21 protein-coding genes and 1 other annotated feature (1 of these 22 cut by a window edge) are annotated in these 22,036 nt (G+C 49.0%); all 21 genes read right to left on the bottom strand.

All coding sequences use genetic code 11. The features are described from left to right. Position 1 precedes the first annotated feature (1 nt). Positions 2-760 carry a precorrin-4 C(11)-methyltransferase gene (cobM, locus tag DWX00_RS04920; protein WP_022462305.1) on the bottom strand — a complete coding sequence of 253 codons (759 nt, stop codon included), beginning with the start codon at positions 758-760 and terminating at the stop codon, positions 2-4. Continuing rightward, a complete protein-coding gene (gene cobI / locus DWX00_RS04915; RefSeq protein WP_117812894.1) occupies positions 761-1,453 on the bottom strand; it encodes a precorrin-2 C(20)-methyltransferase in 693 nt (230 codons plus the stop codon). A gap of 7 nt (positions 1,454-1,460) precedes the next feature. Beyond that, the gene (cbiD, locus tag DWX00_RS04910) at positions 1,461-2,633 is read right to left on the bottom strand and encodes a cobalt-precorrin-5B (C(1))-methyltransferase CbiD (RefSeq protein WP_055226415.1); all 1,173 of its coding nucleotides are present in this window, start codon (positions 2,631-2,633) and stop codon (positions 1,461-1,463) included. Positions 2,634-2,767: 134 nt separating this feature from the next. Then, positions 2,768-4,468 (bottom strand): MutS-related protein, encoded by a 1,701-nt coding sequence (locus DWX00_RS04905; RefSeq protein ID WP_117812893.1) that lies wholly within the window; start codon positions 4,466-4,468, stop codon positions 2,768-2,770. Positions 4,469-4,521: 53 nt separating this feature from the next. Then, complete coding sequence (locus tag DWX00_RS04900; protein WP_158578754.1) at positions 4,522-5,355, bottom strand: class B sortase; 834 nt, start codon at positions 5,353-5,355, stop codon at positions 4,522-4,524. Positions 5,356-5,407: 52 nt separating this feature from the next. Then, positions 5,408-8,050, bottom strand: coding sequence for a SpaA isopeptide-forming pilin-related protein (locus DWX00_RS04895; RefSeq protein WP_118594739.1), 2,643 nt, complete (start codon positions 8,048-8,050; stop codon positions 5,408-5,410). Further along, positions 8,047-9,219 (bottom strand): hypothetical protein, encoded by a 1,173-nt coding sequence (locus DWX00_RS04890; RefSeq protein ID WP_118594738.1) that lies wholly within the window; start codon positions 9,217-9,219, stop codon positions 8,047-8,049. Before DWX00_RS04890 ends, DWX00_RS04895 begins: the two co-directional genes overlap by 4 nt. Further along, positions 9,216-9,749: a hypothetical protein gene (locus tag DWX00_RS04885; protein WP_022462298.1), complete on the bottom strand. Its 534-nt coding sequence runs from the start codon at positions 9,747-9,749 to the stop codon at positions 9,216-9,218. Before DWX00_RS04885 ends, DWX00_RS04890 begins: the two co-directional genes overlap by 4 nt. 22 nt (positions 9,750-9,771) lie before the next feature. Beyond that, entirely contained in the window at positions 9,772-10,476 is a 705-nt protein-coding gene (locus DWX00_RS04880) for a SipW-dependent-type signal peptide-containing protein (RefSeq protein ID WP_118594737.1), read from the bottom strand. Between the two features lie 44 nt (positions 10,477-10,520). Beyond that, positions 10,521-11,090 (bottom strand): signal peptidase I, encoded by a 570-nt coding sequence (locus DWX00_RS04875; RefSeq protein WP_022462296.1) that lies wholly within the window; start codon positions 11,088-11,090, stop codon positions 10,521-10,523. A gap of 116 nt (positions 11,091-11,206) precedes the next feature. Then, entirely contained in the window at positions 11,207-12,076 is an 870-nt protein-coding gene (locus DWX00_RS04870) for an amidohydrolase family protein (RefSeq protein ID WP_022462295.1), read from the bottom strand. Positions 12,077-12,082: 6 nt separating this feature from the next. Further along, positions 12,083-12,679, bottom strand: a complete 597-nt coding sequence (locus tag DWX00_RS04865) for a histidine phosphatase family protein (protein WP_022462294.1) — start codon at positions 12,677-12,679, stop codon at positions 12,083-12,085. Continuing rightward, positions 12,672-13,079 carry a bifunctional adenosylcobinamide kinase/adenosylcobinamide-phosphate guanylyltransferase gene (locus tag DWX00_RS04860; protein WP_022462293.1) on the bottom strand — a complete coding sequence of 136 codons (408 nt, stop codon included), beginning with the start codon at positions 13,077-13,079 and terminating at the stop codon, positions 12,672-12,674. The genes DWX00_RS04865 and DWX00_RS04860 overlap by 8 nt, the downstream gene beginning before the upstream one ends. Next, complete coding sequence (locus DWX00_RS04855; RefSeq protein WP_118594736.1) at positions 13,076-13,852, bottom strand: adenosylcobinamide-GDP ribazoletransferase; 777 nt, start codon at positions 13,850-13,852, stop codon at positions 13,076-13,078. Before DWX00_RS04855 ends, DWX00_RS04860 begins: the two co-directional genes overlap by 4 nt. A 1-nt stretch (position 13,853) precedes the next feature. Continuing rightward, positions 13,854-14,375 carry a bifunctional adenosylcobinamide kinase/adenosylcobinamide-phosphate guanylyltransferase gene (locus DWX00_RS04850; protein WP_022462291.1) on the bottom strand — a complete coding sequence of 174 codons (522 nt, stop codon included), beginning with the start codon at positions 14,373-14,375 and terminating at the stop codon, positions 13,854-13,856. A 17-nt stretch (positions 14,376-14,392) separates the two neighbouring features. Beyond that, on the bottom strand, positions 14,393-15,442 hold the full coding sequence (cobT, locus tag DWX00_RS04845; RefSeq protein ID WP_022462290.1) for a nicotinate-nucleotide--dimethylbenzimidazole phosphoribosyltransferase: 1,050 nt from the start codon (positions 15,440-15,442) through the stop codon (positions 14,393-14,395). 35 nt (positions 15,443-15,477) lie between these two features. Next, entirely contained in the window at positions 15,478-16,863 is a 1,386-nt protein-coding gene (locus DWX00_RS04840; RefSeq protein ID WP_118594735.1) for a cell wall hydrolase, read from the bottom strand. Between the two features lie 39 nt (positions 16,864-16,902). Then, positions 16,903-17,709 carry a hypothetical protein gene (locus DWX00_RS04835; RefSeq protein ID WP_118594734.1) on the bottom strand — a complete coding sequence of 269 codons (807 nt, stop codon included), beginning with the start codon at positions 17,707-17,709 and terminating at the stop codon, positions 16,903-16,905. An 81-nt stretch (positions 17,710-17,790) separates the two neighbouring features. Continuing rightward, complete coding sequence (gene thrC / locus DWX00_RS04830; RefSeq protein ID WP_117760348.1) at positions 17,791-19,275, bottom strand: threonine synthase; 1,485 nt, start codon at positions 19,273-19,275, stop codon at positions 17,791-17,793. 209 nt (positions 19,276-19,484) lie between these two features. Further along, on the bottom strand, positions 19,485-20,090 hold the full coding sequence (locus DWX00_RS04825; RefSeq protein ID WP_055218094.1) for a hypothetical protein: 606 nt from the start codon (positions 20,088-20,090) through the stop codon (positions 19,485-19,487). A gap of 15 nt (positions 20,091-20,105) precedes the next feature. After that, complete coding sequence (locus DWX00_RS04820; protein WP_173815685.1) at positions 20,106-21,767, bottom strand: 2-isopropylmalate synthase; 1,662 nt, start codon at positions 21,765-21,767, stop codon at positions 20,106-20,108. A 100-nt stretch (positions 21,768-21,867) separates the two neighbouring features. Next, positions 21,868-22,036 (bottom strand) — a binding site (T-box leader); it runs 95 nt beyond the window's last position.

Here is a 22,036-nt window from a genome sequence, read left to right as displayed (position 1 = left end):
CTTATTTTTCTGCCTCTCGGAATTCGGTGGTAAACGCCGGATTGTACAGATCACTTCTGCGGTAATTTCCCTGGGAAACGGCATTTCCGATGATCATCAGCGCTGTCTTGGTGATCTGGTTCTTTTTCGCCGTCTCGGCAAGTGTTCCAACGGTGCAGACGAACGTCTTCTCCTCCGGCCAGGTTGCTTTGTAAACGATCGCTGCCGGAGTATCTGCCGTATAGCCGCCTGCAATCAGCTCACGGGAAAGTTCCTCTAAGAGTCCCGTGCTTAAGAATACAACCATCGTTGCCTGATGTGCCGCAAAAGACGCAATGCTCTCCCGCTCCGGAACCGGTGTTCTTCCGGCCATTCTGGTGATGACAACACTCTGGGAGATATCCGGCAGCGTATATTCCATTTCAAGGGCAGCAGCCGCTCCGCAGAAAGAGCTGACACCCGGACAGTCATCGTGAGCGATTCCAAGGGCATCGAGCGCATCAATCTGTTCGCGGATTGCACCGTACAGGCACGGATCTCCCGTGTGGAGTCTTGCCACAGTCTGGCCTTTGCTTTCGGCCTCTTTCATAACATCAATCACCTGCTCCAGCGTCATGGTTGCACTGTTATATACCACACAGCCCTCTTTTTTCAGATCCAGCAGTGCCGGATTGACAAGAGAACCTGCATAAATGATAATGTCCGCCTCACCAAGCAGCTTCTGTCCTCTTACCGTAATCAGATCCGGGGCTCCAGGGCCCGCTCCAATAAAATGTACCATCTATTTTTTCCTCTTTTCTTTTACAATAATCAGTGAATAGTAACTTGCCTGGTCCGGGATTTCTTCCGCGCTGAAATACTTCTGTTCCGTATCCATGCCGCAGTTTTCTACCATCACCGCCCGGCAGTTCTTTTCCTTCAGGAACTGTTTCACAGCCGGCATCTTTTTACCCGCTTTCATCAGAACCTTTGTTCCTGAAAGTTCCAGTGCATCTTCAATCTGATAAGACGCCGGAATCACATGCAGTTCTTCGGAATTTTCCACCAGTCCCTCGGAAAGAGATGCTGCTGCCGCGCAGAACGATGTAACACCGCTTACAATTCTCGCATCGTAACCGTCTTCCAGTACCCGTCTGTGTACATAAAGGTAGGTAGAATACACGGTTGGATCTCCGAGTGTCAGAAATACTACGTTTTTTCCTGCATCCAGCAGCTCCTCTATTTTTTCTGCACCGCGCCGGTGATTTTCCTTCAGTTCTTTGGCATTCTTTGTCATCGGCATTGGAATAGCAACAAGCTCTTTTTCTGCCAGTTCCGGCACTGCCTGAACAGCAATCTGGTAGGCAATGCTCTCTTCCGGTTTCTCTCCTGGTACTGCAATCGTATCATTTTCCCGGATCAGACGGACGGCCTTTAACGTCATAAGCTCCGGGTCTCCCGGTCCGATTCCTGTTCCAAATAAAATTCCTGTCATTTTGTTTTTACTCTTTTCTGTTTTCTTTTTCTTCCTGCTCCCGCAGGCGCTCCAGAAGTTCTCCCGCTCCCGGGGTTTCCCCGAGCAGGCCCTCATTGCTTGAAAAAACAATCGCCTCCGTCTGCACTCTGCCCTCAATATGGTAATTCATGTAAAAAGCAATTTTTTCTGTCACTTTTTCCATGGTCTCTTTCAGGCATCCTGCTTCCTTTAAAATCTGCACCGCTTCTTCCGTCGTTCCAGTCTCCAGCAGTTTTTTTGCCAGTGCAAGATCCGCCCCTGCACGCACCGCCTGCGCCGTAAGAAGTTCCGCACGGCAGTCTGCCTCGTGGGAATGGGTATTCATAATTCCGCCGGACACCTTGACAAATTTTCCAAGATGGGCCACAAAAAGGATGGCGTCAAAGCCGAGCTCAGCTGCAAATTCCAGTGTTTTTCCGACGTAATTACTGCACTTAACGGAATGGTCTGCACGGACCCACGGATACGTTTTTAAGAAATCCTGTCCGTAATTTCCCGGTGTCACCAGAAGGACGCGGTCACCCTGTGCTTTCCGCATTTCCATCTCGACGCGGATCGTGGAAATCAGCGCCTCCTCGCTCATCGGCACTACAATCCCGCTCGTTCCAAGGATTGAAATGCCGCCGGTGATGCCAAGTCTCGGATTGAATGTATGCTTTGCCAGTTCTTCCCCTTCCGGTACGGAGATGATAACCTGCAGTGCGCGGAAATCATCGAGTTTTTTCTGAATCTCCTCCACATTCTCGCGGATCATCTGGCGCGGTACATGGTTGATCGCCGCGTTTCCGACCGGCTGATCCAGCCCCGGCTTTGTCACACGCCCGACGCCGAATCCTCCATCGATTACAATTCCCTCTTCTGTTCCAAACGTCACTTCCGCGTAAATCAATGCTTTATCTGTCACATCCGGATCATCCCCGCCGTCTTTTCGGACGGCACAGCTTACTTTTTCGGCACTTCTCCGGATATCCAGCAATTCCAGATTCAGAACAATGCCCTTTGGCGTATGGATTTTCACTTCCTGTATTTCTTTCCCGGAAAGCAGCATAAACGCCGCTCCCCGCGCTGCCGCTGCAGCGCAGGAACCCGTCGTATATCCCATGCGGAGTTTCTTGCTGCCGCGCATAATATATGCATCTTCCAAGCCTGTCCTGCTCATGTTTTTCTCCTTAACAGATCCGGCGGTTTTTCTGCCGGATCACGCGATCTATTTTATCATAACACACAATGAAAAAATGCTGAACCATTTTCGCATATTTTTTCAAAAAAGATCAATTTTTCCCGGCTGTTTTTCTATCTCAGAAACTTATTCTTTTCCCAGCTTCCTGTTGTTTCAAACTCCGCAGCTCTTCTTTCTGCCTGTTTCACAATTTTTTCATCAATTCCCATATTTCCAAGCAGCGCAATCGCATTCTTTCCTCTTGCCGGCCCCTGTTCCAGGCGATACGGGAAGGAAATACTCTGCGCGGTAATCTGCTCTTCAAAATGATAATTGGTGTAGAGATCTTCCAGCAGATACGTCAGTTCAGTATCATGTGTTGCTGCAAGACAGAGCACATTTGCACGGCGCAGGGCAGCAAGCACACTCTCTGACGCTGCAATCCGCTCCGTCGTGTTTGTTCCCCGCAGCACCTCATCAATGACGCACAGAAGCGGTGTTTTTTCACGGCTTGCCTCCAGAATCCGTTTTAAAGATTTTACTTCCACAACAAAGTAACTCTCTCCCTGTGCCAGATTATCGCGGAGTGCCATGGATGTCATGATCCGGCACACAACACCGCGGTACCGCTTCGAAAGACTCGTGTTCAGTGCCTGTGCCAGAATCGCATTCACTGCCATGTTTTTCATAAATGTGGATTTTCCCGACGCATTCGAGCCGGTCAGCAGAATTCCGCCCTCCGCATACAGACTGTTTGCCACCGGATGTGTCAGAAGCGGATGATAAAGCTCCTCCACATCGATCCGACAGCCCGCCTTTTTCTCATCCAGGAATTCCGGCCGGCAGTAATACGAAAGGCTCTCCCGGTACGATGCTGCAGACAGTGCAAAGTCCAGGAGTCCAAGATCCTCTGCCATCTGCAGAATCGCTTTTTCATACGATTTCACTCCGGAAACAACCGAAGAATACTCGATCAGATCCAGCAGAAAGAACGTGCGAAAGTATGCAAAAATCATGTTTGCTGCACCGCCCTGCGATTCTTTCGTATTCACAAGTGTTCTGCATTTTCTTGTAATCGGACGGAGTTGTTTTTCCTGTTCTTCCAGACGCTTCTGATACATTTCCAGTCCGGAAATTTTTTCTTTTCCAAGTTCCCTGGCTGTCCGCTGCAGCCGCAGGATACAGCCAAACGCTTTTAATGCACTCTCCAGCTTTTTGCTCTCCCTTCCATGCATCAGTCCGTTGCCGACCATAGAAGCAAACAGAACAGACACACCCAGCGGAGGCAGTACAAACAGCAGTCCAATTCCAAGCACAGCAATACCGGCCATCAGAAGATATTTCCCCTTCTCTCCCGGCTCCGCCTCCATCAGTACGGCTATTTCTTCTGTCGGCGGATTCATCTTTTCTTTTCCCATCAAAAGAAGTGCTTTCTGCACTGCTTCTCTGGCTTTTTGGTTCTCTGCAAAAAGCTTCATCAGCCGTTCCCGCTCTTCCCTGATTTCTGTTGTTGTGACCGGCATCCGAAGCGCCGTGTACAGATATTCTTCCCCGCACACCGACACTGTGTGGTCGACTGTGTCAAAAACCGCATCGAGATCCAGGTCATTCCAGGTAATCGCGTCCACGCAGAAGTTTTCCCCTGCTTTTCGTCTCAGACACGCTTCCAGTTTTTCTTTCTTTTCCCGTGCCGTCCGTTTCTCCTGCTTTTTTCCCCATTTCTTCCGCAGTTGTACCAGCTTCTTTTCCTGTTCATTTCTGTTATTCTGTACCATCCAAACTCCCAGCAGTATCAGAACCACAAAAATTCCTGCTGCCGTATACAGTTCTTTCATGTCTTATCGCCATCCTTTTTCCTGCTCTGTATCATAAGTCTTTTGATTCTGTCTTATTCTAGCACAGAACCCTCTTCCCTTCCAGATTTTGTTGCAAAAATCATCTCCACCGCCGCATGTACAGCCAGTCTCTGTGAACTGCTGCCGTCACCAATGCAGGTGGAAAGGGTAAGTATCTTTTGAACTTCCTTTTCCTCACCGCTGCCAAAGATAATGCTGTTTTCTTTTCTTTCCTGTACCCATGCATTCCAGTCCGCATCGCTCCATGCTCCCAGCCGGTAAACATCACTTTTGGCATCCGTCTCCTCCACACTCCAAATACGGCACTGCCATGCTTCACCCGGCAAATACAGGTACAGATACGGAAATTCCTGTTTCCACGACGCTTCACGATACTTTTTCAATCCTCCGAACATCGTTCCATCCCGCATATTATGCCCATATAAAATCGTGTGACGTTCAGAAAAATCCTCCGGTGTATCACACGGTGCAAAAATACTGCCGTAAATCCGCTCCCTGCAAAACGCATCGTGTGTCAGATAATATGCGTTATCCTGCCCGTGCGCAACCGGAACATCTAAGGCGCAGCCCGGAATCCAGAGCCACGCGCAGATTTCTCTATTTTTTGATCGAAGTCCTGCAAAATCAATTGTCCGAAACAGATTTTTGTCTGTACTGCCCGGTTCCTGCTCCTGCACTTCTTCGCTTTTTTCGTTTTCCTCTTTGTTCTCTTCTTTTTCTTCTCTGACATACATCTCCACCGCTTCTTCCTGTTCTTTTCGAATCTGCCGGCTTACCTGAATCTGCGGCAGATACCAGAAAAAAAGCGCCGCCAATGTCAGAACTGCAATCCCTCTTCTTTTTCTGCCGATTTTTTCTCTCTCCATTTTGTTTTCATTCCACCACCCGAACCGATGGTGGAATGTTTTTTCCATTTTGTTATTCAACCGGAATCCGGTTTTTTACAATACTGTTGTGTCCATAATCATCCCAGCGGTATTTCTGATTTTCAAATACAACCTCACTTTCTTTGGGATGTCCGCAAAGATTTACCGATACCGAAAAGACGCGCGCAGGATCTTTTCCATATGCCGGCTCTTCTAGTTTTTTCACGGTAACATTCTTCGTACCTGTCACCTGCATAAGCGAATACCGCAGCACCTTCTTCTCCTGTACCCGGTAATCGTTTCCTGCCGGAATTCCCCGGATCTGTACCGACTGTTCCGTGTAGCCGTCCTGATCTGTCGTTTTCTCCACCTGTGTTTTTGTAAACGTAAGATAGCATTGGTATGTATGTTCTTTTCCATACAGATCCTTTCCCTTCACGGAAAACAGAAACGTTGGATTTCCATGCGCCCATGTAATCTCATCCGCCTTAATCTTCTTTGTAATCGTCAAGGTTTCACATGCAAGATCCTTCATCGTCACGGTCTGCACTTCCTGTTTTGCCTCCAGCACAAACGAAACCGGTTCTGCCGCAAGGTATCCATCCGGCGCGGCCTCCTCCACAATGACATAAGAACCCGGCTTTAATTTTTCCAGTTCATGCGGGCCGCTTCCTCCTGAAATCCAGCTGTCCACACGGTTTCCATCCATATCTTTTAATACCAGCTTTGCGCCGGAAATTCGTTTTCCGCTCTCTGCATCTATTTTTTCAATTGTCAGATGTGTTCCATCATTTTCGACCGTCACCGACAGTTCCGATTTACCGTCAATTTTTCCGTTTTCTACCACAAATTCCCGGCATGTGCTGTCCAGCAGATAGCCCTCCGGAGATGCTGTCTCCTGATAGTACCAGACACCGTCCAAAAGTCCCGTCAGCTCAATTTTTCCATTTGCATCCGTCTTTTTTGTCTCATCAAAACTTCCATCTTTCGTCCAGATATGAAAGGCTGCTCCCTGAAGCACTTTTCCGTCTCCCTGACTTACTTTCTGCAGAATAAAACGGTTCTTCCAGTTTGTAAACGTCAGTGTGATCTGTGCGTTTTGTTCCCCGATCGTTATTTTCTTTTCCGTCGGATCCAGCACATATCCATTTGGAGCCGCCGTTTCCCGCACAAGATACGTTCCGTACTCCAGCCCGTCTTTGAACGCCTCTCCATTTTCATCCGTTTTCAGCACAGCTGCTACCGCCTGATCCGGAAACAGCACTGTTCCGTTTACCGTTGTAATTGCTCCGCTCGCAATCACCTGATATGTTGCACCAGAAAGTGCTTTCCCTGAGTTTTCTTCCGTCTTTTTTATCTTCAGTGAGCCTGTTTTTCTTGTGTTTTCTGCCTCCAGATGGATCGTCTGCATGCCTTCCTTGTCAATGGAAAATTCCTGCTCCCAGCTTCCTGCATAACCAGCTGGATTCTTTGTCTCCACAACACGGAATTTTCCATTTTCACTGTCTGTATCCAGAATTCCCTCCAGCAGATAAGAACCCGTTTTTTTCACCCAGTTCATCTTTTTGAATTCACTCCAGGTGTTGTTTTTCCAGCGGTACACGGTAAATTCTGCACCCGAAATAGCTTCTTTTGTCTCTGCATCCATTTTTTTCACTACAAGATCTCCTACTTTCGACAGATGACAGGGAACGTTCGCTGTGTAACCAAATTCCGAAGTATTCCACGGCACAACAGTTATTCCCGTTTCCCGGGATGCTCCATGCCAGTTGTTGTACGTACTGGAAGTATCGTTTACAAAATTATCCGGCCATTTTTTCGGTGCTTTTACTCCGCCGCCAGGACCAGTTACCGCGTCGTTAGTGCCTCCATCATAGAAAATCATCGTCTGGGAATTTCCTTCAAAGGTAACTGTAACCCAGCCTTCCGAATTTTCCGGAGTTGTTCCACCGTCCGGCTCAGAGCCGCGTCTTGCCGACCAGATCGCTTCTGTTCTGGCATCGTAGACGATTCTGGCATCTGCCTCCTTCGTCAGATAGATATGTTCTGTCTCATCAGCCAGATAAAAGCCCTGCTTAAAGTCCAGATCTGAAAGTGTAAAATACCCTTTCACATTCAGCGGATTTCCTTTACTGTCGTAATAAGCAAACCGTACCTTGATCCAGAGCAGACCTTTAATATCAATGACCGGCTTATTGTGGTCAATCGCCACGACTACCGCATCCACGTCCTCATACCCTGATGGTACAACCGTGTTCTGCCAGTCTTCCAGCCAGATCCGCATCGTTACATTTTCCCCGTGGCACTCTCCAACATTCGTATATTCCGCATACATTTTTCCTTTTTTCGACTCCAGCGGCGTGAAGGAACGGAGATTACTCCATCCCTTCACATCGGCCGCCGGCCACCATGTGGAACAGCATTTCGAATGGCTCTCTCCGTTTTTGCAGAACAGATTGTCCCAGGTACTTCCATCTGTACTTCCAAAACGGATTTTTGTCTCACTTCCGATCAGCGGGGTAAAATCATATCGGCCGTCAATAACAGAGTCCGATGATACAACTTCTCCGATTCCGGCTTTCGAAAGAGAAGGAAGACTCGTAAGACTCGAAGCCAGAACATCTTCCCGAAAACAAAATCCCAACAACAGCAGAATTCCTGCGAGAAACCAGAAGCTTTTCTTTGCTCTTTTCATTCTTCCCTCCTTTCAGACCGGCCCGCGGCAAGAAACAGGAAGGCTCCTGTCACGGCAATTCCAATGGGGACCGCTGCTAACGGATCGCGCAGACCTGTTTTTGGCGCGCTGTGCCAGATAGAGGGGCCTTCTTCCTGCGGCAGATCTTCTCCTTCGACAGAAAAAATCCATTTTACCCCGCTTTTCCGAAGTGCCCATTCATTTCCAAGTTCTGACGGCACACGGATTGAAAAACAGATTTCTTTCCGTTCATCTGGACTGCATATTCCAAGACTTTTTGCTGCCCATAGTCCCTCACTCTCTAAATCACCTTCATAAATCACGCTGTTTCCCTCTCGTATTTCCAGTTTCACCTTGGAAAGCAGTTCTTTTTCTGTTTCACTGAGTTCTTCCGGAAGTTCCGTCCGCAGAAAAAATTCTGCACGGCTTGCTGTCGTGTTCACCAGTGTGAACGTATCTTCCCATTCATCTCCCGGCATCAGCACTGGAAAGTTCCGAAAGAAATTGTCGGGTGCCAAGATCAGATTCCGCGCTGCTCCTTCGTACGAAACGGTGAGGAAGCTCTGCTGCGAAACCTCCGAAACGGTATTATCCGCCTCGTGGACACACTGTTCAATTTCCAGTTCTTCTCCCCACGGAGCTTCTGCCGTAAAATCCGGCGTCACATTCGCTGCCTGTACGGCCTCCGCCTGGATTTCAACGGACAGCACCTGTCCCTCCGCCTCACTGGTCCACGCAGATGGAATGGTGATTGTACGGAAAAAATCGACAGATTCCTGCTTTCCCAGCACTTTGGGATAATAATAATACTCTCCTGCTTTCAGCCAGACGTCCTCGATTCCCCCAAGATCCTCTTCCCCCAGACGGTAATCCTGCGTTTCTTCCGCATCAAACACAGGCTTTACGCGGACATAGCATGGTTCGGCATAATTGGTGATCCGCGGAATTTTTGAAATCACCTGGGAAGGCAGTACAATGCCGTTTTCCGGTCCCTCATACTTCTTTTCTCCATCCCCGTCTTCCTCATATTCCCAGATTCCAATATTTACATCTCCGACAGCTATTTTGTTAATGGTCTCAACACTGCTCCGGTAATATGCATACGTTCCGCTGATTCCCATCAGAAGACTCGCCGCCGCACATCCGATCCTGACGCGTTTTCCTTTCATGTCTGACCACCTCTCTCATAAGCATCCCATGCCTCCCGATAGCCGTGAAATACCATATTCCCCTTCTGGATCTGCACCGATTCCTCATAGACCGAAACCTCAAGTTCTTTCTGTTCCATTTCTTTTGCAACGCGGATTCCGGTAAACAATTCCGTCGTGCTTTCGCCTTCTGAAACCGGTTTTTTGTAATAATAGTAGTCATCTTCTCCTTTTACCCAGTTTTCCGTATCAAGTCCCTCAATCGCTTCAATTGGTTCACTGAATATAAGTGCCGCACGAATATAGCAGGCAACGGAACCTTCATTTCTGATTTTTACTCTCTTTACCACACTTTTCCCTGGCGGTACGGGCGTCGGTGTCGGAAATTCTTCATCGATAGTACTTGTATTATGTCCGAACACCATACGATTCCAGACACTCTCGTGATCTGTAAAATACGCCGAAGTTCCCGGCAGCAGCCAAATGGCTGCCGCCATCGTACACCCGGCCGCACCCGCAAGGAAAAACAGCCGTTTCGTCTTTTTCTTCATCTTTTGTCCCCCAGAAAACTGCTTAAATTCCAGGTGCTTCTGTCTGTTCCGGCTCCGACTGCGGTGCCGTTACCTGCCCCTTCTGCCCATTATTCTGATTTACATACTTCTTCCAGGCCTTTGCTGCCCGCTCGGCAGCCGTACTTCCCTCACCGGTATTCAGCGCCTGGATTGCATAATAATTGATCGGAATATCGACCTCTTTTTCATCCAGCTGCCCTTCCACGATATTAGCTGCTGTCACGCTCGTAAATAAAGGATCCGTCGTTTTGCCAGCTGCAAGCACTTCATTGTAGAGATATGTATATACCATCGAATTGTTCTGTTTTTTCTTGTACATCAGCACCCATTTTTTCGAAAGCTGATTCATCGAAAACAGTTCCGTATCGCCGGCTGCTCCGCCGTTTAAACGGTTTCCGGATGTATCTGCAACGATCACTTTTGCGATTGGTATGGAAACATCCATATAGACGTAAGAATCATTTTTACCTTTATTTTTGATACGCGGGTCCTTCGGAATCACCTGGGTCGGCACAATATGATTGGTCTTTCCGTCCGGATCCGGTGCGTACGATGGTTCATTTCCTTCGATATCTACTTTTCCCACAACAAACTGGTTCGTCACAGAATCCTTATCCGTCAGATACGCCAGTGTTCCGCCCGCTGCCAGGGCTCCTGTCAGAAGCAGTGATGCTGCCCAGAATACGATTTTCCGCTGTTTTTTCATAGATCAATTCCTCCTGTTTTCCTAAATAATTTTGCTAATTCTTTTTATAACTTGTTTTCCTGCATGATTTTTCTACCGTGCCAAAGCTGCCGGATTGTAAAAAGCATCACCGCTCCCACGGCCAGAAAAAAGAGTGTTCCTCTCTGCCGGAGCCAGACGATACCAAAGCCAAGCCAGGGAAGAGCTACGATCACATTCCCGATCACCTGTTTTTCCAAAACGATGCCTGCATCTTCCTCCGCGTTGGCATCCCCCTTAGTACAGTATCCTTCCTCGCTCTTTTCCACGATCCGGTGTGTCACCACCATATTTCCTCTCCGGTAGGTAATCACATCCCCCGGATTCCATTCCTTCTTCCGTCCATCCACAACCACAACAGATCCCGTCGGGATCTCCGGTTCCATGGAACCGGACAGTACGACATAGGCGCAGAAATACTGCATCAGATACCATCCCGCCGCCAGAAAAAGGAAGGAAAGAAAGCCCTGCAGCCCCAGTTTTCCTTTTGCTTTCATTTGCTCCCTTCCGTCGATGCGGATATCCAGACTGTCATTTTTGCACGCAAAAAACAGAGGATAGCATTTACCCTCTGTCTCAGAATATCCCTGTTTCATTTTCTCTAAAGTTCTTGTAAAAGTGATTTAAACTTACCATAGTCCGGGCGAAAGCGCAAGCATTGTCTGCCCGTTTAATTCTAAATTTTTTCTAAAGCCTGAAACGCAGAAAATTTTCAGAACTTTTCCCGGATCTTTTTTTCTCCAAACGCAAGCCGCTTTTCCAGCTCCTGCCCATTTTCTGCCCCAAGGATTTTTCGCATTACACTCTCTTCTTCCCGGATTCCTTTTCCGTGAAGTACGCCGTATGCGCCGGCATCACTTCCCGCCGCAAGCACAACGTCCTTTTCAAATGCGAGCTGCAGACCTTTTTTCTGCGTCTCAAAAATCCACGCCAGCGTTTCAGCCGGATATCTGCCGTTCTCCAGAAGATTCGAAACCGTCACAATTGTCGGCACCCAGATTGTTGCATGCTCTGCCATACAGCAGATGCTCTCTTCATTCTGAAAGTTCCCGTGTTCAACCGAGTCCACGCCTGCCTCTGCCGCATCCATCACAGCCTGTGCGCCGTTCACATGCGCCATCACAGAAAGCCCCGCATCATGTGCCGCAGCCGTCATTGCAAAAACCTCCTCCCTGGAAAGCGGCTCACTGGTCACATGCCCCTTTGTCGCGAAATCCAGGATTCCCGTCGTCATGATCTTGATAAAATCTCCGCCCGCACGGCGTACTTCACGCACAAGCGCACAATACTCTTTCCAGTCTGAAAATGCGCGTCCGACAATTTTTCCATAACGGCCCGCCCTGTGAATCGCAAAAACCGGTGTGCGGTATGTGATCCCGTACTCCGGCGCAAGGCTCCGTGCAAGAACACCCGCCCCGTACGGATCCCCGCCGTCACGCACATAGGAAATCCCTGCCTTCTGATACGCCGCCAGATGTTCCCGGATCAGATCCTCCCGCGGGCCGTTTTCATGCGCTGCCGCCGCCTTTTTGTAATCCACACCGTCCATAAAAATATGGGCATGGCATTCTGCTGTCACCATTTTTGTTTACCGCCTTATCTCCGATTCCACCACAGCTTCTCTACGGCCCATTTTCCAGTTCTGCTCCGAGAGATACAGATGATATCCACAGCCGTTTTCTACTCGCCAGTCATAGTAACTCTTCTGTGGCACGCCGTACTGCTCAAGGATACTCATGATCGTGCCTCCGTGTACCACCATCGCCACGTTGCGGTAATGGCGGCGGATACACGTATCCACCATCTTGTCAAAGCCGGCGATGCAGCGGTCCTTGAACTGCTGCGGGCTCTCACCGCCCGGAAAGGCAAGCGTCGCCATGGAATCAATCCACTCCTGGTATTTCGGATTATCTTTTAATTCCTGATAATTTTTGTTCTCAAACTCACCAAAATTGCACTCTGCAAATTCCGGGATTTTGACCTGTTTGGCGTACGGATACAGAATGTCTGCCGTTTCCAGACACCGTTTCAGCGGGCTGACGAACAGAAGCTCAACAGTATCCATCGTCCGCTGTTCCAGCTCTTTTTTCCCTTCCTCACACAGTGGTTCATCCGTCACGCCGATATACCGTCCTAATGTATTGCCATAGGTTTTTCCATGGCGGATCATTGCAATTTTAATCATGTTTTTCCTCACCTTTCAGCAGGATTCCGATTCCGCACACCACACGGGTTACCGAATCAGCCTTTGCTGCCAGCTCCGTACAGATGCGCCCCGTCTTTTCCCGCCATTTCCGGTCGAAGGGTTCGATCGGAACCACTCCGTAACCGAGTTCATTCGTAACAATGCAGATTTCCGGATTTTTCTGCAGCAGTTCTTCCAGTTCCGCTTCCGGTGCAGTCCCGGTCTCCTCTTCCAGAAGGAGCCATCTGCGGACCAGTTCCTGAAAATCATATACGCCGGAACATGCCGACAGCTCCTCTTTCGAAACTGCTGCCCCATCGGCCCATCCTGTTTCTTTTCCGGTCATCTTTTTTGCAAAGTCAAGCTTTCCCTGAAAAGCCCCTCCAATTACTAATTTCATTTCCAGTTCTCCATTCCAAGAGAAAGTACCACAAGAGACAGGAGCTGTGCCAGCTCACAGAGCGAAAGGAAATAGCCTGCGAGATCTCCTGTAATTCCTCCAAAATACTTACTGCTTTTCCATTTATAATAACAGAATACCAGTGCCGATACAACCAGTACATCCAGTGCCGCCCAGACGCAGAATGAAGCTGAGAGCACCGTCACGGCAAAAATCGTCACAACAAGCACCGCCGCCGTTCTTTTTTTCTCTGCGCTCATGCCAAACGCTGCCGCTGTTCCTTTCGGATTGGCATTTGGAAAAAACGCGATCGAAAGACCGCTGAACGATCTCGAAACTGCGAAGCCAAATGCATACGCCGGAAAAATCTTCCAGACAAGTTCTCCGGCTGCGCCCGCGTACAGTACAAAATACAGACATCCCATAATAATCGCAAATGCTCCGGCGTGCGGGTCTTTTAAGATTTCCAGTCGGCGCTGTTTTTCTCTCCAGGAACTTAACGCATCCATCGTATCCAGATAGCCGTCGAGGTGAATGCCGCCCGTCACCAGAACCGGAACTGCCGTCAGCACTGCAGCCCGCAGCATGCTTCCCGCGCCAATCTGCTGCAGCAGCCAGAAAAGCACCGCCGAAACTGCACCGACAGCCAGTCCGACCCACGGAAAGAAACACAACGCATATTTCATGTTCTCTTTTTCCCAGTCTGCCGGCGGCATCGGGATTTTCGAGTACATGGCAAACGCCACTTTAAAGTTATTCCATATCGTTTTCATCTTATTCTTTTTTTATTCTGACGGGAATCCCATACACAACCTCGGTCACACAGTCCGCCATCTCTGCCAGACGTACATTAATGTTTCCCAGGATCCGCTGGTATTCCATCGTCTCCTCCTCATATCGGTATCCGTCCGAAAAAATTTCATTCGTCACCAGAACCAGATTCCGCGCCTGATGGGCCAGACGGGAAACGCCCGCAAGAATTTCCTCCTCCGCCCGCGCTTTTCCCGCCCCGGATGGATCAAATATTTCATTTGCCGTGAGATTCGACATACATTCGAGCAGCACATCGCTTCCCGGTTCCAGCTCCACTTCTTTTAAATTCGTATAACACTCAATCGTCGAAAACTTCTTTGCCGCGCGCATCTTCCGGTGGCGTGCAATACGCGCCTGCCCTTCCGCACCGAATGGCTGCATCGTTGCGATATAAACCCTCCGTGTTCCGCCAAAATCCAGAATACACTGCTCCGCATACGCCGATTTTCCGCTGCCGCTGCCGCCTGTAACCAGATGTATCATCGTTTCACCTGCCTTTTTTAAGTCAGCGGCACATACGTTTCGATCTGTGCCTCGTCAAATGTCGCCATGCCGCGGTATACGGCATTTGCCTGATCCAGAATCGGGAAAAGCATGATGGCGCCCGTTCCCTCGCCCAGACACATATCGCAGTGCAGAAAGGCTTCTTTTCCAAGCTCTGCAAGCAGCAGATGCGCCGCCGGCTCCTTCGATACGTGCGAAGCGATCATATAGTCCTTTGCAAACGGTGCAATCCGTGCAGCAAGAAGCGCTGCCACACAGGAAATAAAGCCGTCCATCACAACCGGAACGCCATGTGCAGCCCCTGCAAGAAAGACACCCGCCATGCCGGCAATGTCAAAACCGCCGACCTTTGCCAGCACATCGATGGGATCGGACGGATCCGGCTGATTGATGGCAATTGCTTTTTCAATCGCTGCAATTTTCCGCGCAAGACCTTCACTCGAAAGCCCGGCGCCCCGTCCCGTCAGTTCCGGAACCGGCTGATTCAGGAAAACGGCTGCCATTGCACTGCTCGTCGTCGTATTTCCAATGCCCATCTCACCGGTTGCCATCAGCTGATAGCCCGCCGCAATTTTTTCTTCCGCCACGGCGATTCCTGTTTCAAGCGCACGAACGGCCTCTTCCCTTGTCATCGCCGGACCTTTTGCCATATTTTTTGTTCCATACGCAACTTTATACCGCGGAACCTTCGTATCGCGCGCCATTCCGATATCAATCGGAAACAGATCCGCATGCGCACCGCGGCAGAGAATGGCTGCTGTCGCCTTCTCCTGCAGAAAATTTTCCGCAACTGTCGCTGTCACTTCCTGACCGCTCTGCGTCACGTTTTCTTCCACAACGCCATTGTCCGCACAGAACGTCAGAAGTGCTCTTTTTTCAATCGAAATCTCCTCTTTTCCGGTGATTCCGGCAATCTGGATGAGCACGTCCTCCAGCTTTCCGAGGCTGTGGAGCGGCTTTGCAATGCCGTCCCAGTGAGCCTTGGCACGATCCATCGCCTCTTTCGAAAGCGGATGGATCTGTTCGATTGTTTCCTGTAATGTCATCTTTTGTTCGCCCCTTCTTTCGATATGACGTCCGATCAGCTCTGTTTTTTCACCCAGTTCACAAAGAAAATATGGGAATCTTCCCGCGCTGTTCCGCTGGAAGTTGTCCATTTATAGGTGTATGTATATGTCACACATTTTTCTTTATCCATATTCAGATTTTCAAATGCTTTCGGAGTCATGAAATATAGATAATCAAAATCATCTCTCGTATCGCCAAAGCCCGGGATCACACGTTTTGTGCCGTTCTTCAGATATGCATCCATGATCGACCGGGATTCATCCACTGCACCGTAGGCTCCATTATTTTTCAGCTGATTGATAATCGAACTGCTCTGCTCCGCAATTCCCGTCAGATAGTTTGTCAGACTTCCGTTCCGCGCCGGTTCAAACTGCTGCTGTTTATAAATCGCTGTGCGGAGCGAAATATTCTGTGCCGCCATCCGGTTCCGGATGACCATCGCAACTGCCGTCATACCGGTTTTTCTCTGGACACCCGCCTCCGCACTGCAGATAGCCGCAAAGAAATCACGGTCGCTCACAGACGGATCCGTGTAATACTGATGCTCCATCGTATAATATTTTCCGCTTACGCTGTCCTTTGCACGCACATACTGGCTCGAGCTGAGAATGCACACTCCGTTTTCGTCAAAGCTGTAGTACCAGTTGCTGCTGTTCTTTTTCAGCAGAGCGTAATACGATTTTACCATCTTTCCGTCGCTTCCAAAGTAATACCAGCCCGTCTGCGGATCACCGCTTACCATCCGTTTCTGTGCATTGAGCCACTGGTTCTTTGCCATGCCTCCCCAGTCTTTAAAGTAATAGGAAGCGCCGTTGATAGTCCGCTCTCCCGTCACCATCACGCCGTTGGCATCGGCATAGTAACTGTTGTTTAAATGCGTAAAGAAGGTATTGCGGTACATCGCACCATTTTCCCGGAAGTAATACCACTGGTTCTCTTTCGAAAGCCAGCCCGTCACCATCTTTCCATCCGCATCGGCATAATACGTTTCACCGCCAAGCTGGAAAAAGGTACCACGGTACATGCCGCCCCAGCCCCGGAAATAATAATACGTACCATTGATTTTCTGCCAGCCGGTTGCCATCTTTCCATCTGCATTCACACGATATGTATTGTTGTCATATTCAAAAAAGCGGTCAAAATACTGCTCTCCGTTTTCATCAAAATAGTAATATGTACTGCCCTGCTGCAGCCAGCCGACGGTCAGTTTTCCATCTGCAGCCGCATGGCATACACTCGTTCCGTTTTTGATGAATGCATTCTGATACATGCCGCCCCAGTCCTTGAAATAGTACCAGTCACCGTCGATCTGTTTTTTTCCGACAGCCATCTTTCCGTTCTCATCGGCATAGTAAAGTGCACTTCCTGTCGGTGCTTTGAAAAAGGTGCTGCGGTACATGCCGCCCCAGCTTCGGAAATAATACCAGGTTCCATCCTGCTACAGCCAGCCGGTCGTCATCTTTCCATCCGTATCAACATGATAAATATTATTTTTATGCGTCAGAAAGGTGTTTTGTGCCATGCCGCCCCAGCTTCGGAAGTAATACCAGATCCCGTCAATCTGTTCGAACCCGGATGCCATTTTTCCATCCGCATCAACATAATACGTATTCTTGTCATACTCAAAAAAACGATTCCGGTACATCGCGCCCTGATCATCAAAATAATAATACACATCATCGATCAGTTTCCAGCCGGTCGCCATTTTTCCGTCCGCATCAGAATAATACGGTACATTTTTCACGGTGTAAAAGGCATCCCGGTAAACACCGCCCCAGCTTTGGAAATAATACCAGGCTCCATCAAGTTTTTTCCAGCCGACCGCCATTTTTCCATCATTATTCAGGTAGTAACGGTTCTTGTCGTACTCTCTCCAGGCTCCTTTGACAATGGTACCATCCGGATCCTTAAAATACCAGATCCCGTTCTCATTCACCCATGGGTAATAGCTTCCAGCCTGCACGGATACCGCCGTCTCTTCGGACTTTCCGCTCTGTACTTCTGCCGCCGGAAGATCCGAGGCGGCATTTTCCGCTGTCGAATCCGGCGTCTCCGTTTCTGTCATCTCCGGCGTATTTTCGTCTGTGGTTTCCGCCTCCGATGTTTCTTCTGTTTCTTCCTGTGTAACAGCAGAAGCCTCATTTACCAGACTCTGCTCTGTGCCTGCTCCAAATACGTTCGCAGCACTGACAGCGGTTGTCACGCAGGCTGCCGCCAGTACTCCCCTGATTACTTTATTTTTCATTATTTATTCTTCTCTCCCTGCAAAAACAGGCAAAGCCTGCTGTGTGCTCTGCCTGTTTTAAAATTCTGCTCCTGCTTTATCTTATTTCAAAAACGCCCGAACAGTCTCCGGCATCTGATCTACATCACACTCTGTCGTATGAAGCACCGGTGCAGTACGGATTTCTTCGATCGCACGCGGAATCTCGGTATTGGCAAGTGCAGACAGCTTGTCTACCTGCTCCAGTACCGGAAGGGTGTCATACTCCGGTGCAATCGCTGCAAGAACGCTGCTTGTAAATTTATACGGGCTTGCGGTAGATGCGATGACGGTCTTGGTTTCGTCATAGGTTTCCTCGCGGTATTTTCCGTATACAGCCGCTGCAACCGCGGTATGGGTATCAATCACATATCCGGTATCGCTGTACAGTTTTGCAATCGCGTCTGCTGTCTCCTGTTCGGATGCATAATTGCCGTAGAAGTCTGCCAGCTCTTTTTTCATCGCATCGGTGATCTCATATTTTCCGTCCTTTGCAAGATCCTGCATCAGCTCGCGGTCTGCTGCTTCGCTGTTTCCGGCGATGCGGTAGATCAGACGCTCCAGATTGCTCGAGATCAGGATATCCATGGACGGTGATGTTGTCAGAATAAAGTCTCTGTTTCTGTCGTAAACGCCGGTGCGGAAGAAGTCAAACAGAACTTTGTTCTCATTGGAAGCGCAGATCAGTTTTGCGATCGGCAGTCCCATCTGTTTTGCATAGAATGCAGCGAGAATATTTCCGAAGTTTCCGGTCGGAACGGTTACATTGATCTTTTCTCCGTCTGCAATCTCTCCGTTTTTCACCAGGTTTGCGTAAGCATATACGTAGTAGACGACCTGCGGAACGAGTCTTCCGATGTTGATCGAGTTTGCAGAGCTGAACTGGAAGCCTTTATCTGCCAGCTCTTTTCCAAGCTCTTTGTCGTTAAACATTTTCTTCACGCCGGTCTGTGCGTCGTCGAAGTTTCCGTGGATGGCAACAACGTGGGTATTTTTGCCCTTCTGTGTTACCATCTGTTTTTCCTGAATCGGGCTTACGCCGTTCTTCGGGTAAAATACAATAATTCTGGTGCCCGGCACATCTGCAAAGCCTGCCATTGCTGCTTTTCCAGTATCTCCAGATGTAGCAGTTAAGATGACGATCTCATTTTTCACGCCGTTTTTCTTTGCGGCGGTCGTCATCAGATGCGGCAGAATGGAAAGTGCCATGTCCTTGAACGCGATCGTTGCGCCGTGGAACAGCTCCAGATAGTAAACACCGTCTGCTTTTGTCAGCGGTGCAATTTCCTCTGTGTCAAATTTTGCATCGTATGCGTTTGCAATACAGTTTTTCAGTTCATCTTCTGTAAAGTCGGTAAGAAAACGGCTCATTACCTCGTATGCCACTTCTTGATAGCTCATAGCCGCAAGTTTTTCCATGGGAACATCCAGTGCTGGAATGGAGGTCGGTACAAATAATCCGCCGTCGTCGGACAGACCCTTTAAGATTGCCTGGGATGCAGTTACGGTTTCTCCATTGCCTCTGGTACTTTTGTATAATACTTCCATGCTCTTTCTCTCCTTCACTTTGACTCCCGGCAGAGCCTCTCTAACTCCCGGCCGGATACGTTTCAGATTAGTTTTACCTGTACGCTTCCTCTTATTATAATGGATGAAGTATGAAAAAACAACAAAAATATACAAAAAATGACTGTGCACAAAAATGCACAGCCATTTTCCACCATTCTGCCAAAATATTTTTTGTCAGAATGTATGATTTAATTTTCGTCGGACTCCTCCGTTTTTGCTTCGCCGTCTTCTAACGCCGGAGCTTCCCTTTCTGTCTCCTCGAGTGCGAGTGCCTCTTCCTCTTTTTCCGCATTCTCTGCGATTTTATCTTCCGCCCAGGTCACAAACGCTGCCGCGTCTCCGATTTCAAAGCGTTTCTTATCGAGAAAGGTGCTTCTGCCTCCGATGGTGATGCGGATAAAGTTGTCAAACTCCGTCACCTTTGTCAGCTCTTCGAGCGGAATATCAGTGCTTCTGCCCTCTTTTTCGTATGTCATTGTGAGCACCTGCTCAGTAAAACGAAGGGTACGTTCTCCAAGGAGTCCTCTCTTTTTGCATTTTTTCATCTGTGAACGTGCCATCAGATTCGGCAGAAACGTACACAGAAGTGCCATCAGAATGGAGATTCCAAGATTGAAGAAGTCTCCCGGCATGATAAATCCCCGCGCTGCTGCACCGTAGATCATAAAAGCGATCGCAGCCACAACAGCAATCCCTGTAATGATCCGCAGTACCAGACGTACTTTTTTTATCTCGGTGCCGTAAATCTCCACAAACATTCCTTTGGTGTATTCAATTTTGTTTTTAAACAGCATATGCTCTCTCTTTTCTTATCGGTTGTTGATTGCAGTTACCAGCGCGTCGATGGAAGCACGGATGATATCCGGATCTACGCCTGCGCCCCAGGAAAGGATTCCGTCCGGCTTTTTGATGCCGACGTAGGCAATTGCCTGTGCACTTGAGCTCTGCTCCAGCGCGTGCTCCGTATAGCTGACCAGATCATACTGCAGATTGTACTGCTGTTTCAGCGCGTTGCTGACAGCATTCAGACGGCCGTTTCCTTCTGCATATGCAGTTGCATACTCACCGCCCTCGTAATTGGAGGTAACCTGTGCTTCAATTCTGCCCTCATCGAGCTGTTTAAAGTGAACGCCGTTGATGTTGTACGGTGTCGTTACGTTCTCGAAGGTATCTTTAAAGAGTTCAAAGATCTCATCCGGACGCAGCTCTTTATGCAGATGATCGGAAACGGATTTTGCGGTATAGCTCATAGCCTCGCGCATCTTCGCCGGCAGATTCAGGCCGTATTTCGTCTCCAGAATATAGCCGACACCGCCCTTTCCAGACTGGCTGTTGATGCGGATGACGTCTGCATCGTAGTTTCTTCCGATATCGGTCGGATCGATCGGCAGATACGGAACGGTCCAGGTATCCGGTGCTTTCTCCTCGATCCAGTGCATGCCTTTTGCGATCGCATCCTGATGGGAACCGGAGAAGGCTGCAAATACGAGAGATCCGCAGTACGGGCTTCTCGGGTTGATGCTCATACCGGTGAAGGATTCAAATGCATGGCAGAGTTTCGGCATATCGGAGAAGTCAAGCTCCGGATCGACGCCCTGCATGTACATGTTCATGCCGACCGTGATAATATCCACGTTTCCGGTTCTCTCGCCGTTTCCGAACAGCGTTCCCTCGATACGGTCTGCTCCGGCAAGGATACCCATCTCTGCATCGGAAACGCCGCAGCCGCGGTCATTGTGCGGATGAAGGGAAAGAACGACATTATCGCGGTATTTCAGGTTTTTGCTCATGTATTCCACCTGGCTTGCATAAACGTGCGGCATGGAAAGCTCCACGGTGCTCGGCAGGTTGATGATGGCTTTGCGGTCTGCAGTCGGCTGCCATACGTCGAGAACGGCGTTGCACACCTCAAGCGCATATTCCGGCTCGGTTCCGGTAAAGCTCTCCGGGCTGTACTCGAAGCGGTATTTCTCGCCGGCCTCTTCTGTCAGCTCTTTTAAGAGCTTCGCTCCCTCAACGGCGATTTTCAGGATGTCTTCTTTCGACTTTTTGAAGACCTGCTGACGCTGTGCATAGGAAGTGGAATTGTAAACGTGAACGATAGCATTCTTGCAGCCCTTTAATGCCTTGAAGGTCTTGCGGATGATATGCTCTCTCGCCTGGGTCAAAACCTGAACGGTTACGTCTTCCGGGATCAGATCCTGCTCGATCAGGGTGCGGAGAAACTCATATTCGGTCTCGGATGCTGCCGGGAAGCCAACCTCGATCTCTTTGAAACCAACTTCCACAAGAAGTTTGAAGAACTCTACCTTCTGTTCCAGGCTCATCGGAATGACAAGCGCCTGGTTTCCGTCACGCAAGTCAACGCTGCACCATACCGGTGCTTTCTCGATGCTGTCTTTTTTTGCCCAGTCCATGCACGGAACCGGCGGCATATAGTACTGTTTCTGATACTTCTTTACATTCATCATGATTTTCTCCTCTCAGAAAGTGAAATATAATTTATTCTGCCGACATAAATTCGGGATGAAAGCATAAAAAAATCTCTCATCTTCTGTGTCGGCTTCTGACACAAGAGACGAAAGACTTGCTATCTTACGCGGTACCACTCCTGTTTTACAGAGATTTTCTCTGTACACTCTGCGGATACGGATGAAACATCTGCATATCCTGCCCCTCTAACGGTGGGTTTCCGTCTGCACCTACTCTTTTTATTCTAAATTTGGGAGCAGCGGCTCTG

The sequence above is a fragment of the Blautia sp. AF17-9LB genome (assembly GCF_003479185.1).
Classification (GTDB): domain Bacteria; phylum Bacillota; class Clostridia; order Lachnospirales; family Lachnospiraceae; genus Fusicatenibacter; species Fusicatenibacter saccharivorans.
The sequence above is the reverse complement of the archived record's forward strand: the minus strand, read 5'-3'. Positions and strand labels throughout refer to the sequence as shown.